The organism is Pedobacter sp. HMWF019, assembly GCF_003061025.1.
GTDB lineage: Bacteria > Bacteroidota > Bacteroidia > Sphingobacteriales > Sphingobacteriaceae > Pedobacter.
The window spans coordinates 662-15,085 of the sequence record NZ_QAIL01000142.1; the positions used below are offsets into that span (position 1 = coordinate 662).

Below are 14,424 nucleotides of genomic sequence, written 5' to 3' on the forward strand. Positions count from 1 at the left end.
ATCTTTAATATCAGTCAATCCACCTAGTGCAGACGCAGACTTGTGATAATCTACCGCATCAGAACTCTCCTGCCCATAGAAAAACGGTGTGTCCATCGGTCCGGGTGCAACTGCAGTAACCGAGATACCCCTGCCGCCAAATTCTTTTGAAGCCGCCCTTGTAAAATGTTCAACAGGTGCTTTGGCACCCGCATACGTAGAATATAAACCCGTATAAGCAGCCAGTAACGAGGTAACGATCGTACAGATCTTACCATTGTCATTTATCTTTTTTCCAGCCTCCTGTAAAAAGAAATAAGCCGATTTGGAGTTGATGCCAAACATGGTATCATATTCTGCCTCAGTAGTGTCTATAAACGGCTTTTTTAATACCATGCCTACGGTGTTAATAGCTACATCAATACCACCGAATCTAGCAATAGCCTCATCAAAAAATCTGGTTACATTTTCTACCTTTGTGAGGTCGGCTTGAAACAAGAATGCCTCAGCCCCCAATCCCTGCACCTCTGCTAACGTTTTTTCACTTTCTGCCTTTGCACTTTCACTATTGTAGTGAATTGCAAGTTTTGCACCTTTTGCTGCAAAATCTCTGCTTAATAATCCACCAAGGTTTTTACCGCCGCCAGCGATTAAAACTACTTTCCCTTTTAAATCATTTCTTGCCATAACTTATCATTTTTAATGCATATATAGATGTGTAATGAGATCAATTTACACACAGCATTACGATGTAGCAACCAGTATGCATAATACAGCAATAATATGCTACTAAATCTAAAAGAACTACAATATTTTGTACCCAGTAATCACTCCAAAAAAGTACTGTTTGCTACTCGAGAATTGAAAATTTTGCAGTATTTTGCCTGATCTAATTAGTTATGCTTTATCTATTACCAAAACGATATTTCATCCTGATCTTATTGATGTATGCTTGTAACAACACTGCACAAGGCCAAATCCGGCAAATCGAGCAGGAATTACGAGGATTATCTTCAATCAAAGACAATGTTACCCTTATTAACAGTTTAAACAGACTGGGTGCACTTTACCGAACCAGAAATGCAGACAGCTGTTTTTATTATGGGATCAAGGCTAAAGGCATGGCTGCTAATATACATTACCAGAAGGGCCAAACAGAGGCCGACCATTCAATTGCCTTCGCGTTTTATAAAAGAGGCTTATATGCGGAATCATTGGACCTGTTCGGAAAGATATTATCTCAGTATCAGCAAATTAATGATACCGAAAAAATTATCTTGGTATACCTGGATATGGTCGCTGTTATGAACAAGGGCGTTTCCGATAGAGCAAAGATCATTTCACTTTTGCAAAAGACTATCCAAATCGGGCAAAAGCTAAAAAAAGATAGTATTATGTCCAAGGTATATGCGCACTATTGTCTCCGGAATCCGGCTCTTCCGCAGGATAGTATTCATTACTACATGAACAAATCCAATGAAATTGCAAGCCGCTATAAAGATGAAACCATGCTGACTTACAACCGACTATGGCAAGGACGTTTGTTAATTTCAAAAGGTAGGTTACAAGAAGCTTTAACACTCGCAAAACAGTCGTTACTTGAAGCAAAGCGTATTGGCAACACAGATATGCTGATCAACTCTTTCTTCCTGCTGACAGAACTTTATGAGAACAATAATAACAATCCTAAAAAAGCGCTTGAATATCTTTATCAGGCTTATGAGGCGGCACAAAAAAATGGAGACAGCTCCCTGGAAATATACATTTTACATAATGCATTAGAAGTAGCGGAACAACTAGGGGATAAAGACGAAATCATTAAAGTTTATTTTGAGCTGGATAAGTCGATTACAGCAGAATGGGAAAAATCAAAAAAGTTTATCAATGACTATGTGGCATACAATGCTGTACAGGACCAAAATAAGTTATTAAGCGAAAAAAACGCACAACGAGCCCTATGGTTGCTGATCATTTCATTTTCCTCAGCGATGATTGTACTGACCATCTATCTAATGATGCTCCGTCGCGACAGAAAAGCGAAAGCTCAGATAGAAGCACTCAACGACATGGCCACTGTGCAAATCATGGCCATGGAAGAGGCAAAACACCAAGCGGTAAAGGAAGAGCAACAACGACTTGGACAAGACCTTCATGATGGCCTTTCATCATCCATTGCCGCCATCAGATATCAATTAGAAACACTAATGATAGATACCAGTGATATTGACCTGAAAAGAAAATTGGATGTGCTCCAAAAGGAAACGGAAAATGCTTACAAAGCAGCGCGAAACAAAAGCCATGAATGGTTCAGTGCTGCTGATGAGCAACTAGAACAATCGTTTGAGAAGCAAATTATATTACTGACAGATAGTTCTCTTCCTAATAACAGATACAACAAAAATATTCACATAGACAATAGCGCATTATCAGGTGTTGACATGGACACACGAATAGCATTACTCCGCATCATTCAAGAGGCCATCACCAACATTATCAAACATGCCAAAGCTAAAAATGTGAGTATTCTTATTTATGAAGAAGATGAGAACTTATTATTAACAATCAATGATGATGGAATAGGCCTAGATGAAAAGAAATCCAGAAATGGAAATTCAACCATGGGCTTGCAGTCCATTCGCCGCCGAGTTCAATATCTAAATGGTGAAATTGAGATAAATTCTAACATCAAAGGCACTGAGATCATCATAACCATTCCTATCGTAATCAACTAATACCAAAGGTCACATATGAAGAATCAACACCCTATCCGGTCTGCACTCAGAAAAATAGGTTTTCATGATCAAGCCTCAGAATCTGTAAGATTCAGCGCGATCAGAAAACCTATTTCCCCCCCAGCCCCTAATTAAACTCCTCGTCCAACAATTTCAACATCCTAACCAATAACACTCTGACCCGCATAGCCGTGCTCTGCACCACCTGCTTATACTTTGTAGTTAAACTATTAGGTGAGATAAACCCATCTCCTATTCCCGGAGTAATAAAGTTCTTAGAAATCGCCAAAATCAATTGTGTAACAGGACCAGCATCCAAACCTCCTGCCTTATTCAATAACTTAAAGAAATAAGCCAGTGCATCCACGGAAAATAGTACTCTGATCCTGGGATTACTTTCTACTTTAGGCAAAGAGGCTGCTGCCTCTTTTGCCCAGTTAAAGAAACCCGCGTACCGCACTTCAATATGCTCCAGCAATTGCTCCAGGCAATCCCCGGCAGCAGCGTATAATTCCATACAAGAAACCGGTACCTTCTGATACTTAAACAAAGCATCAGTTAAAAAACCGCAATCATACTGGATCTGCTTCAAATGCCGCTCCACTAAACTACTTGAAGTAATACCCAACATCTCCTCCTGCATAGACCTAATAATCTGCTCTTTAATTACAGGCAACTCCGCTATCCAATACAGCACGTGCTGCTCATCTAAATTGAAATAAGCCGGATCCATTTGCTGCAAGATCAAGGTCCGCAAAATATTCATTTCTGTATTCATGATTCTATCCTCCCTAAATAAATACTATTGGCTATTTTCTTACGGTTAAAACTGGTTACACTCACGTATACCTCCAGCGCCTTACCAATCATTTTCTGATTGAATTTAAACATGCACTCTTTGTCTGCACGTTTTGCACCACCAACAAAGCCATCTGCAATACCTAGTTCAGGGCAATAAACAACCAGCATCACCTGGTCATCAAAATCTACCCGCTGGTTCATATGCGTTGACCAACTGATATAAAGCGTATCACTTTCTATTAATTCCATTTCGGGGCAAATCAATCCACCCAGTTGCCCCTGACTCAAAACAACCTTACTGTAATCTACATCCAGATTAGGATACTCCCCTACAACAGCCCGGTGAAAATTCTCAGAGAAAGCCAGATTGATCTCCGATTTCACATTAGACAGATTTAAAAATCCTATAGAAACATAAGGATGAAAGGGCACCAGCCACTCACTTACAAAACGAAATTTCTGTTGATTGGCAATTTGTGCTGCCGATCGTTTCGATTTTTTATTTGCCTTTCTGGGCGAAGCCTTTATATATGCAATACTTCTCCAATTGGAGCCAACCACCGGGCCCACTTTTCCAGAAAAAGCACCCAAGATACCTTTAGATATTTTTGCCATGATATTCTTATTTATGAGTAATAGATTTTTTAAAAAAATAGCCTTTATAGCGTTGCTGTAGCCAGATTGCTGGAGCAATAAGCCTATACGGCCAATCCCTTGGGGATAAATGGCTCTTTCATCGAACACAACACGAATCTAAGCCCTATCCAATACCTAGCTGTTAGCTACCTGTTCTAGGCCGGAAAACAGCCATCAAATAGGGAAAATAAGCCTTGAAGAATAAAATCAATTTGGAGATCATACCCAAATGTAAACCAGGCAAAAATGGAGCATGGCGCAATTGGCGGAATAAGCGCTTTATGCGTATTTATACATATTTTGCGTTAATTCTCTATTTTTTCACCTACTGCCAGGTAGGTCCCGTACCCAAAGCGCCCGGTACGCTATTCGCCACCCACTTTGTTGCGGTACTAACTCCAACATCATGGAAAGAGTATGTGTTTACCCACAAGACATCGTAAACTGTACAGGCAAGAGTTTACGCTACGCCCAAAAAACTCTGCAAAACCTCAGGGCTATTCTCAAAAAAGAAAAACATCAATTGATTACCAAGCAGGAACTCGCTGCTTATTTAGATATTGATGAAGATAAGATCAAGCTTTTATAGTGATGAAAGATCGTACAAAAGAAAAAAAGCTAATCAAAATCATCCATAAGATGGTACTGATCTGGTCGCAATTCACCCGCCCACCATAGTATAAATAATGGAGTTCTCCCTTGGCTTACAACAACAGATTTACCTGCAGGAACCTTTAATTTCAGTTTTCTACGGTGAGAACTGGCTTGAGTAACCTCTTCAATATTGCTTCGCTTTACAATAAAAGTACGACTGATAAAAAAATAGTCCTGATGAGGAAGAAGTTCAAAGGTTCTTTTATTTGTATATGGCCAAACCTCCTCAGAACCATCCTCAGAAACAGCAAAATTGAATCTTTCATGGTAGTAAAACAACACCATATCAGGTTTAACAGGAGGAGGAAGAGATGAGCTCCTTTTTCTTTTCGCCAAAGCAACTGCTCTCCTCAGCCAGCCTCTTCTCCTTTTTACCTCACCCCCCTTTTCAACAACAAACCACTCCGGATTTGTTTTTTTGAAGAAATATGCCGTAAAAAAGCCATTTAAACAAAGTACCATACAAGCAATGATCACAAATAATCTAGAAAAATAATTTGTATCACCAATAGGCTTCTTATAACAAGAAAAATAAACCAAAGCCATGGCTATACATAGCAGCAACAGGCATAGCGTTCCTATACCAAAGCGGTAAACCACCCGTAAATTGAGGTTTTTTACGTTTTTAAATTTAATAATCGGATAAGCATTCATCCAACAGGCAACTCCAATAACTAACCAGGCCATAATGGTACTCCAACCCAGCGCCGGATAATATGCAGGTACAGCAAAAAGTTCAATAAAATTTTCTTCTTCCTCGTGGATTACTATTAAATGTGCGGCCACCAGAGAAACTAAAAAAGAAACAGAGATTGGTACTAAGAAAGGAATCCATTCCTTTTCCGTAATTTGTTTGAAGAGAGAGCGACTTATCATAGGTGAAATAATTTATCACATAAAGATAACAAAGTAGATTTAATTTTCAAATAAATATATCTGACCTCTTTTTCATTGTTCGCCCACAAAAAGTCATTGTTCACCCACAAACCACCTCCATTCTTCTTCAAAGCAAAATTTTGATCTCTAACTTCGTTCACATCAAGGTGGTGGAAGGTCCACTCCCAGATTTAAATGAAAAACAATAAACATGGAAAAACAACCGCTCACAAACTCAGGATTTACAGCCATTCAAGCTGAACTTTATATCCAGTCGGATGCAGAACTGAACCTTCAGGCCGATGAAATTAAAATGGATTTTATAGGCTGGCTCATTGCACACTTTGAACTACAACCAAGTCAAATCATCTTTCTTAGCGAAGTAGACCCAAGGGTACTCTCCTTCATTGCGGCACAAACCAGTTTTGCAGTTTCACACCGCTTGAGGATTAAATTGGACAAGCCTGATTATACCAGCCATGCAGAAAAAGGAAAAGGAAAGGTAATGACTAGCAGCAATACCTTAAAAGCATTATCAGATGATGAAGGCGACGCAGATGGCGAAGGAAGTTTAACCATACATATTCAATACCCAAGCTAGAACAGGCGGGTAAAATACCAGAGGGCGAATGCTGGTAAAAACCTGCAATTCTATATAACCAAATATCTGCCGCGACGCGTAGCCCAGATATCATACGTACACCTCTAAAACAAAATGTTATGAACGCAAAAATCAAATCGGGCTTAATTGCCCTGGCAGTTGCGGCGGCAGCCGTAACTACCTTAAACTTTGACGCCAAAAGCGTTAACAAAAACAAAGCAACCAGATTATACTATACGTATAATTTAAGCACCTCAACCGGAGCGAAAAACCCGAGTAATTGGGCTTTACAAACCAGTCCAGGATCAAGTTGCGGCACTCCGGGAAGTACCCCTTGTAAAGTAAGTTTTGATTCCAGTGAATACATTGACATCATAGCCTACCTAAATGCCCAGAATTTTACTTCAGATGCTGAGGTGGCTTATGGGGAAGGCGTCATCAGTAAAGAATAACTTATCCAGAAACGATATGAAAACCTTGAAATTGCATCCACTGATTGTAGATATAGCCTTGGGATTGCTAATGCTATTATTCTCTTACACCGCTATGAGCAAGCTATTGGAACAGGAAATGTTCATTTTCCAAATGAAACTCTCTCCCTTTCCAATGATGGATAAACTAGCTCCCCTACTCGCCTGGTTTTTACCCATTACAGAATTGCTGATCGTTTGTTTTCTCTTTTTTAAAAAGTCTAGAAAACTGGGACTGATCTTATCGATAGCCTTATTAAGTGTGTTTGAGCTTTACATTCTTTGGATGCTTTTTTCAGGGTTTCATTTGCCTTGTACCTGCGGAGGATTAATGGCAAAGCTGAGCTGGAAAGGACATTTAGCATTTAATGCCATGTTCATTCTGCTCAGCTTTTTAGCCCTGAGGCCCGATAAGCACAGGCCCACCCCTCTGCACCCCTTCCAAAGAATATTCAACGCGTCGCGAAGCGAGAATAGACTATAAATAACAGAGTAATTAATTTTAAATCTAAAACAAGATGAAAAGTCTTAAAACCACCTTTCTGGCACTGGCATTAGTTGCTGGTGTTTCAGGCGCATTTGTAACCAAAACAGCAAATGCTGCTTCAAATGCAAAACAAGTAAGTTATGACTGGATCCGATTTGACAGAGCTGGCAATATCACGGGTACACTCACCAACAAAACAGTTGCACAGGCACAATTGATCACTGGTTGTACAGGTTCAAACCAACTTTGTGCCTCCGCGATCTCTGGTCCGGTACTTAGATACAACTAGGTTTTGCAAATAAACTATTCCCGGCCCAAATCGGGAATAGCTTATTCATTTTACTGATTCAGATCATAAATCGTTAAATGAGGATAGGCATGCATTTTCTTTTTCAGTTCCAATCCTATAGAATTCAAATAGGCGCGCATAACCTCTATGGTTATCCCTTTACCAGATTCCAATGCTTCTTTAAAATCTTTTTCCATATCAATATTGAATTTTATGCCTGTCTCATTCACAAACGGCGGTTGCTTGGAAAAAAAACTATAAAGTATTTTAACTACTTCATCTAATGGCTGGTTTTTGGCTATGAACTTAGAATCGTTAAATCCGTAACCCTGCTTTTCCGTTCCTTTTGTTCTTGACTGCAGTATTTTTTTATTCAATTTGGTAAGCACCCAGCATTCAGTTGGTTTCTTAGTCATTTCAACTTTTACATTAAAAAACAGGCATAACTCCTTCGCCATAATATCATAGAACTGATCGGGGTCTACCTTTCTATTGAAAAACAATTCATAACAGTAGCTATTTGCACGCTCCCATTTTTTATATTTTTCAACCCCATACTCCCTCATCTGTCCCTCCTTAGCAGGAAAAAAGAAAGAAGCAGAATCTTTAGTGAAAATATCAATAAGCTTATATTCGCTTGGACGGGAGGTCTTCATATAAGCAGACCAGATCAAATCTGTTTTCAAAGCGTTCCAGGCCATAAATCTCGAGGTTTGACTTAAAGGATTTAAGGCCAGCGTACCCCCATTTCCAATATTCTTAAAGGGAGTGATTACAGATCGGTAAATGAAATTTGAATCGGCAGTTTTTAATGGCTTTTGCCAGTCGAAAGTTAAATCCTCATCCTTTACGCTTAATTCCACTTTCTCTTTGAGCGCAAGCTCAACATTTTTCTCGTTGACTTCGTAATCGTCTGTAATGGCTACAACTACACCATTCTTATCAATCCATACATTATGAGGCACCACCTTATGGGGAAAATATTTATACAATATCGTATCCATTGCTGTAAACATGAGCTGATCATGAGTGTTTCTTTTGATAAATGCATCAACTGTGTGGTCATCCTGGCTGGATACACACAACATATTGTATTTCCCCTTAAATTTTGCTGCAAGTTTGTTTAAAACAGGCATCTCTCTTACGCAGGGTACACAATAGGTTTCCCAGAAATTGATGATCAATAAGCCGCCGCCGTACAGATCAGAAGCCCTTCTGGTTTTAAACTCGCTATTTTTAATGTTTTCGATTAGAAAATCCGGAACCTTGTCGCCAATTTTCAAAGCTTTAATCTTTTGATCCTGCGCATAGGTGCCCATAGAAAAAAGGATAGTCAGTAATAGTAAAATGATGTTGGTTGTTTTCTTTAAATTCATGATGTTTTTGTTTAATTGTATCCTAAGTTTTGAATAAGCTTGTTGTTGTAATTGATTTCACTTTGAGGGATTGGAAACCATGCTGCTGTTGGCTTCCAGGCATTTTTGTAACTCCCTAATACGGCATTGATGGTTCCTGTTCTTTTAAGATCGATGAAGCGTCCGCCCCATTCGCCAAATAACTCCACCCTTCTTTCCTGAGCTATAGCCTCTAATAATTCCTGCTGATTCTCTGCGGTAGTATTCAGAAGCCCCGCACGGTGCCTTACGACATTAAGGTCTTCCTGAGCTTCCGGCAATCGGCCAAGCCAGGAACGGGCTTCTGCCCGGATCAGATACTGCTCTGATAACCTAAGTGCCATGAGATATTCCGGACTGCCGGAACTAGCTTCTTTGTTTTTGTATTTAGCAGAATAATGATAGGTTTCTGGAACACCCGCTGTGGTAACTATACTGGTTCCAGTCCAGTTCGATTTACGTACATCGGCTGCTTCAAAAGAGGTATATAGTGCGTCTGTAATGGGATAAGCAGGCAAAGAAGTATCTGAGGCTGGTAACAGGTTAGCTGATGAGCTTATAAATCCCTGCTGCGTCCAAAACTGAAGGATACTCTCTTTGCTACCTGATTTGAATACATCCGCTACCGGATCAAGAGGGAGATACAATCCAGAGCTAATAACCTGACTGGCTTCCTCCTCTGCAGCTGCCCAGTTTTTCTGGTTCAGATATACCCGGGCAAGCATGGCCCCTGCGGCCCATTTATTTGCCCTGGTTTTACCTGAACCCTGATACACCTCTGTTAACCCTTGTTTTGCAGCCCGTAAGTCTGTAATGATCTGCTTGTATACCTCGGCCTGATCATTTTGCGCAGCCTGCCGGTTGCTTTTTGCATTGGTACTTAGCAATAATGGAACACGCCCGTACAAGTTAACCAGATAGAAATACGCATAGGCCCTTAGAAACCTGGCCTCACTGGTTAACTGCGTAACTTTTGAAGCCGGAAATTCTGGTGAACTCTTTGTCTTCTCTAATAAGTCATTGCAACCATAGATAACAGCGTATAAAACCTGCCATAGCCCTAAGTTAGTTGAATTGGTTACAGACAACCTACTTTGCAAAAATTCACTTTCATTTGTTCCTGTAGAGGTTACATTGAGCTCATCCGTGTACAAGCCAATATAGGGGGTAAAATTAGGTTCAAAACCTCGCTCAAACTGTGCATAGAGATTACCCAGGGCAGCGGTAGCAGATGTGCTATCTGCAAATACCTTATCTGTAGTGAGCTGGTTCTTTGGATCGCCAGTTTCGATCAGTTTTTTACAACTCAGGGCCAAAAGGCCAATGAATAAAAGAAAGATATATCGTTTCATATACATATAGTTTAAAGACCAAGCTGAATGCCCAGCACAAAGGATTTTAAAGGTGGAATATTGGCATCTGCACCACTTTCAGGATCGTACAAAGCGGCATTTCTATTCCAAAAAGTCATTAGGTTCTGTACCTGCAGATTGATCCTGAGGCGGTTCAGTTTATTCCTTTTTAACCAGCTTTCCGGCAGCCGGTAACTCAACTGAATATTTTTAAGCCTGAGATAGCTTGCTTTAAAAAAGTTGGCCGAGGAAAGGCCATAATAGAAATCACGGAATGTAGAAGCTTTAGGAATATTTGTTACATCTCCCTCCTTTTGCCAGCGCCCGGCTGCCAGAGCGAAATTATTCGTTAGGGTTCCCGGTGAGGTTAGGCTTCCAAACAGGAACTGTTTGGCAAATTGGGCAAACACATCCAGCCCAAAACCCTTATAGCTAAAACTATTGCCCAGCCCGCCATAATAGGCAGGGTTTTTATCTCCAATGGTGGTATAATAATTCTCAAAATCAGGATACGAACTACTCCCCCCGGTTTTTAAACCATACAAAGGAGCCCCAGAATTTGGATCGGCACCCAGGTATTTAAAGCCTGTCGCCCTAAGGGTACTCTCGCCAACAGTTAGAAAATTGGAATAGCTGGAAGTGGCTAAATCCGGAAAGCTGAGGAGCCTGTTTTTCAGCAGGGTGATGTTGAAATTTGTAGTCCAAACAAAACGCTCCTTCCTGATATTGTTTGTGTTCAGTTCAAACTCCCATCCGGAGTTTTTAACCTTTGCCGGAAGGTTGGCCTGATAACTGTCAAAGCCAGTCATCAGGGGCAATGTGTAATTGACCAGCTGGTTGCCGCTGATGTTTTCAAAATGATTGATAGTAAACCTGAGCCTCTCTTTGAACAGGCTGGCTTCCAATCCCACCTCCAGTTTTTTATTGCTTTCCCATTTAAAATCTTCATTGGCAATACGTGCAGGCATTAAGCCCGCGTTTCCCTGATAGATTAAACCCGAAGAGCGGTACGTAGAGAGGAACTGGTCGTCTGTAATCTGGTCGTTACCCGTAATTCCATAACTTGCCCGCAGCTTTGCATAGTTTATAAACGAGAGATGTTCCGCGGCCCATTTTTCATTGCTAAATACCCAGGCTGCACCTATGGCGCCAAAGTTCCCGAATTGGTTGTTTGCTCCGAAACGAGAGGAACCATCTCTTCTGGCACTGAGGTTAAGGAGATACTTATCATCGGCATTATAGGTAATTCTGCTAAATACCGAAACGTATTTATACACCAGGTCAGTGTAGTTGGCATTTAACTGTCCTGCAGAACTCATGTCCTCCAGCATGCTTTCGCTATTAAAGTTTGTAGCAGTAATCAAATGGTTCTCCTTTGTTGAATTCTGCCAGGTTCCACCTATCAGAATGCCGATAGCAGATTTTTTGATTTTGAGCGTATAGTCCAGCTGAGGCTCCACAATGATGCTCCGGTTGGCGGTATTGCCAAAATAAGTATAGCTTATCGGTGAGGCATTTGGGTTTCTTGCTGATTTGGGGTTAACCATCACCTGGGTCATTCCAAGCGTATTCAAACCAATATTTGCCTTTATATGCAGCCCCTGAAGGAGTTCATAACCTATAGTGGTATTGGAGAGGACGTTGTCTATTTTAGTCTTGCTGGTATTCTGAATTGCCGCCAGCGGATTATAACCCAATGCCCAGTTTAGATTGCCATTTAAATCGCGCAATGGAAAATTTGGAGGCAACAGCACAAAACTGGAAAAAGCTTCCCTGGGGTTTACCCCCTTGTTTTCTTCTTTGGTATAGGACAATGAAGACTGTATACTGAACCGCTCATCTGCAGAGTGGTGATCAAGGCTTAAGCGCGTACCGCCCCTCTTGTAATCGTTGTCTCCCATCAGTACAGAAGTTTCGTTCCTGTAATTTACTCCTATAGAAAAGCGGTTTTCCATCGTTCCTCCAGACACCGTAGCGTTGATCGCAGTAGTTCTGGCGGTATGTCCCATCACATATTTTGCCCAATTGGTAGACGTTTTGTTATCCCAAAGGGTTAAATCAGGTGCATAGCTGTAAGATGTAGGATCGGAAGAGGGTATCAAACCATCATTTTTAAAAGCCTCACGCCGGATATTCAGGTAATCATCCAGCCCCAGGAGTTTTGGCATACTGGCCACCTGGGAGAAGCCCTGAGCAATATTGACATCGGTTTGAACACTGCCCACCTTAGCTTTTTTAGTGGTGATCAGTACAACCCCGTTTGCGCCCCTGCTGCCATAGATGGCCGTAGCATCCGCATCTTTAAGCACGTTGATGCTTTCAATATCACTGGGATTGATGGAATTTAAGGGACTGATTTCCCCAACAATACCTTCTCCCCCTAAAGGCGAATTGCTCACTAAAGAAGATCCGGGAAAAGGCACCCCATCTATAATGTATAAAGGGTTGGTACCGGCGGCAATGGAGCCTTTGCCCCTGATCTGGATATTGATGTTGCCACCAGGCAGTCCGTTAGTGGTTTGTACAAACACACCGGGCATTTGGCCCGACAGTGCAGAGAGTACATTGGTGACCGGCTGGTTTTCGATTTGTTTGGCGGTAATGGTAGAGATGCTTCCTGTGTTGAGCCTTTTGGTGGTTTCTCCGTAGCCGATAATTTGGACCTCGTTTAAATTGTTGTCTTTAGGCTCGAGTTCGATGATGAGGGGTTCTTTTAAGGGCATCCTGATTTCCAGGTATTCGGTTTGGTAGTTTTCCAGGAATACAGCAAGCCTGTAGCGACCGGCTGGAAGGTCTAAGGGGAATTCGCCCTGTTTATCCGTGAAGAGCGTGAGCGCGGTATTGATGTTTTGGATGGCAGCGCCTTCTAGCGGCTCGCGCGTTTTTAAGGAGATGACTTTCCCTTTGACCTGGCCCTGTTTAGAGGATGGTGGAGGGTTTTTCTGTTGGGCGCTGGCAGGAAAATTTAGGCAAAGCGCAGCCAGTACGATGGTTTGGATCGTTTTCTTCATGTGATATGTGGGTTAGTTGGTTTCTTTCTCTTTTTTCTAGGATTGCTGCTTGGTGTAGTTCATGTACATGGCCCTTAACAGTTCATCCAGGCTCTCGTAGAAAGAGAGCAGGTTAAACCATTCATTTGCGCTTAGGATCTCCGTGCGGTTGGCTACGGTACTGAGTTTAAAGAGCTGCCATAGTAAGGCACCGCAGTCATTCTGGTCGTAATCTGTAAAGAAACCAGTGATTTGTGGGTGGTTAAAGCATGTACAATTGTTCGTTTTCTCCATAAAAAGAGGGTAAGCATTTGGATTTTTGTTGATAATGAGTTGAATTCCGGGGCTGGAAGGTTCCTGCCTTGCGCAGGAATGACTGGCTCGTGATGAAGCTAATCTGGGGGACAGATGATGAGGATGTAACTGGTCATATGAATTGTGTTGGTTAATTGAGTTGCAATTAGTAGGACAATTCTGGAGAGGTCTCCAAAATTTTGGAGGAGAGCAGTTTGGTTGGAGTGGAGTGGCTTTAAGACGGTAATTGACGCCTTGCGGATAGTACCGCGGGTAAGGCAAGAAGAGTGAAAAATTTGGTTATTCATCTCTCATTTTAGTTGTTAAAATGAGTCTAATCATTTAGAGTGCACTATAGGGGGCTCTAAATACCGCCTCAGCTGGCTTCTCACGGCCTTCAGCACGGGATTACAATAGAGCCCGTAACCCTATAGTGCACTCAAAAGTACAACAAATAGTTGTTACAGGCATTAATCTATTGTCCCTGCTTCTTTCAACCGTGAGAATTTGCTGAGCGAGACTCATTATTAATACCTCATTGGAAGTATATATATATTAAAAATCCTTTATTCCATATTCAATTTACAATGACACTTAATTGGGACTTTCTTATCTAGTGATGTAACTATTCAAATATAGTTAAAATATAAAAAACCTGTATATATACAGGTAAATAAAAATTTACTTATCCGTTAATTGCTTAATTGAATTAGGCTATGGCAATTATAACGGAAATTGAGCAATTTGTGATTGATAAGGTACGAGAAATGCGTATTGCAAGGAAAATTGGTCAAGAAAAATTGTCTCTAGATATGGGATTAGCGCCTAAATTCGTTGGAAACGTTGAGAGTCCTAATAGACCTGAAAAG

At 41.1% G+C, this 14,424-nt stretch carries 14 protein-coding genes; 6 read left to right on the forward strand and 8 right to left on the reverse strand.

The features are described from left to right. Positions 1–666: SDR family oxidoreductase (locus DBR11_RS09245; protein WP_108551893.1), on the reverse strand; the 666-nt coding region annotated here is incomplete at its 3' end. A 212-nt stretch (positions 667–878) separates the two neighbouring features. Here DBR11_RS09245 and DBR11_RS09250 point away from each other — a divergent pair. After that, positions 879–2,711 (forward strand): tetratricopeptide repeat-containing sensor histidine kinase, encoded by a 1,833-nt coding sequence (locus DBR11_RS09250; RefSeq protein ID WP_108551867.1) that lies wholly within the window; start codon positions 879–881, stop codon positions 2,709–2,711. A 127-nt stretch (positions 2,712–2,838) separates the two neighbouring features. Here DBR11_RS09250 and DBR11_RS09255 read toward each other — a convergent pair whose 3' ends face one another. Then, entirely contained in the window at positions 2,839–3,489 is a 651-nt protein-coding gene (locus DBR11_RS09255; protein ID WP_108551869.1) for a hypothetical protein, read from the reverse strand. Next, positions 3,486–4,127, reverse strand: coding sequence for a DUF6266 family protein (locus DBR11_RS09260; RefSeq protein ID WP_146186497.1), 642 nt, complete (start codon positions 4,125–4,127; stop codon positions 3,486–3,488). The genes DBR11_RS09255 and DBR11_RS09260 overlap by 4 nt, the downstream gene beginning before the upstream one ends. A 427-nt stretch (positions 4,128–4,554) precedes the next feature. On the opposite strand from DBR11_RS09260, the gene DBR11_RS09265 reads away from it, so the two are divergent. Beyond that, a complete protein-coding gene (locus DBR11_RS09265; RefSeq protein ID WP_108551873.1) occupies positions 4,555–4,737 on the forward strand; it encodes a hypothetical protein in 183 nt (60 codons plus the stop codon). A gap of 29 nt (positions 4,738–4,766) precedes the next feature. On the opposite strand, the gene DBR11_RS09270 is transcribed toward DBR11_RS09265, so the two are convergent. Further along, entirely contained in the window at positions 4,767–5,678 is a 912-nt protein-coding gene (locus DBR11_RS09270; RefSeq protein WP_108551875.1) for a LytTR family transcriptional regulator DNA-binding domain-containing protein, read from the reverse strand. A 211-nt stretch (positions 5,679–5,889) separates the two neighbouring features. Here DBR11_RS09270 and DBR11_RS09275 point away from each other — a divergent pair, with 211 nt between their 5' ends. The 4 genes from DBR11_RS09275 (at position 5,890) to DBR11_RS09290 (ending at position 7,525) form a co-directional block, all read left to right on the forward strand. Next, positions 5,890–6,279, forward strand: coding sequence for a hypothetical protein (locus DBR11_RS09275; protein ID WP_108551877.1), 390 nt, complete (start codon positions 5,890–5,892; stop codon positions 6,277–6,279). A 119-nt stretch (positions 6,280–6,398) separates the two neighbouring features. Further along, positions 6,399–6,731: a hypothetical protein gene (locus tag DBR11_RS09280; protein ID WP_108551879.1), complete on the forward strand. Its 333-nt coding sequence runs from the start codon at positions 6,399–6,401 to the stop codon at positions 6,729–6,731. A gap of 16 nt (positions 6,732–6,747) precedes the next feature. Beyond that, positions 6,748–7,233: a MauE/DoxX family redox-associated membrane protein gene (locus tag DBR11_RS09285; protein ID WP_146186498.1), complete on the forward strand. Its 486-nt coding sequence runs from the start codon at positions 6,748–6,750 to the stop codon at positions 7,231–7,233. A gap of 34 nt (positions 7,234–7,267) precedes the next feature. Further along, positions 7,268–7,525, forward strand: a complete 258-nt coding sequence (locus DBR11_RS09290) for a hypothetical protein (RefSeq protein ID WP_108551883.1) — start codon at positions 7,268–7,270, stop codon at positions 7,523–7,525. 50 nt (positions 7,526–7,575) lie between these two features. Here DBR11_RS09290 and DBR11_RS09295 read toward each other — a convergent pair whose 3' ends face one another. Genes DBR11_RS09295 through DBR11_RS09310 form a run of 4 tightly spaced genes read right to left on the reverse strand, consistent with a single transcriptional unit; the run spans position 7,576 to position 13,555 of the window. Further along, positions 7,576–8,901: a TlpA disulfide reductase family protein gene (locus tag DBR11_RS09295; protein WP_108551885.1), complete on the reverse strand. Its 1,326-nt coding sequence runs from the start codon at positions 8,899–8,901 to the stop codon at positions 7,576–7,578. An 11-nt stretch (positions 8,902–8,912) separates the two neighbouring features. Then, positions 8,913–10,271, reverse strand: coding sequence for a RagB/SusD family nutrient uptake outer membrane protein (locus DBR11_RS09300; protein WP_158275251.1), 1,359 nt, complete (start codon positions 10,269–10,271; stop codon positions 8,913–8,915). Positions 10,272–10,282: 11 nt separating this feature from the next. After that, positions 10,283–13,282 (reverse strand): SusC/RagA family TonB-linked outer membrane protein, encoded by a 3,000-nt coding sequence (locus DBR11_RS09305; protein ID WP_108551889.1) that lies wholly within the window; start codon positions 13,280–13,282, stop codon positions 10,283–10,285. 36 nt (positions 13,283–13,318) lie between these two features. Beyond that, positions 13,319–13,555, reverse strand: coding sequence for a hypothetical protein (locus DBR11_RS09310; protein WP_108551891.1), 237 nt, complete (start codon positions 13,553–13,555; stop codon positions 13,319–13,321). Positions 13,556–14,424: the final 869 nt, after the last annotated feature.

Excerpts from the sequence above, each read along its gene's own strand:
- DBR11_RS09250 (WP_108551867.1), top strand. The coding sequence starts at position 879 with ATGCTTTATCTATTACCAAAACGATATTTCATCCTGATCTTATTGATG.
- DBR11_RS09255 (WP_108551869.1), bottom strand. The coding sequence starts at position 3,489 with ATGAATACAGAAATGAATATTTTGCGGACCTTGATCTTGCAGCAAATG.
- DBR11_RS09260 (WP_146186497.1), bottom strand. The coding sequence starts at position 4,127 with ATGGCAAAAATATCTAAAGGTATCTTGGGTGCTTTTTCTGGAAAAGTG.
- DBR11_RS09265 (WP_108551873.1), top strand. The coding sequence starts at position 4,555 with ATGGAAAGAGTATGTGTTTACCCACAAGACATCGTAAACTGTACAGGC.
- DBR11_RS09270 (WP_108551875.1), bottom strand. The coding sequence starts at position 5,678 with ATGATAAGTCGCTCTCTCTTCAAACAAATTACGGAAAAGGAATGGATT.
- DBR11_RS09275 (WP_108551877.1), top strand. The coding sequence starts at position 5,890 with ATGGAAAAACAACCGCTCACAAACTCAGGATTTACAGCCATTCAAGCT.
- DBR11_RS09280 (WP_108551879.1), top strand. The coding sequence starts at position 6,399 with ATGAACGCAAAAATCAAATCGGGCTTAATTGCCCTGGCAGTTGCGGCG.
- DBR11_RS09285 (WP_146186498.1), top strand. The coding sequence starts at position 6,748 with ATGAAAACCTTGAAATTGCATCCACTGATTGTAGATATAGCCTTGGGA.
- DBR11_RS09290 (WP_108551883.1), top strand. The coding sequence starts at position 7,268 with ATGAAAAGTCTTAAAACCACCTTTCTGGCACTGGCATTAGTTGCTGGT.
- DBR11_RS09295 (WP_108551885.1), bottom strand. The coding sequence starts at position 8,901 with ATGAATTTAAAGAAAACAACCAACATCATTTTACTATTACTGACTATC.
- DBR11_RS09300 (WP_158275251.1), bottom strand. The coding sequence starts at position 10,271 with ATGAAACGATATATCTTTCTTTTATTCATTGGCCTTTTGGCCCTGAGT.
- DBR11_RS09305 (WP_108551889.1), bottom strand. The coding sequence starts at position 13,282 with ATGAAGAAAACGATCCAAACCATCGTACTGGCTGCGCTTTGCCTAAAT.
- DBR11_RS09310 (WP_108551891.1), bottom strand. The coding sequence starts at position 13,555 with ATGGAGAAAACGAACAATTGTACATGCTTTAACCACCCACAAATCACT.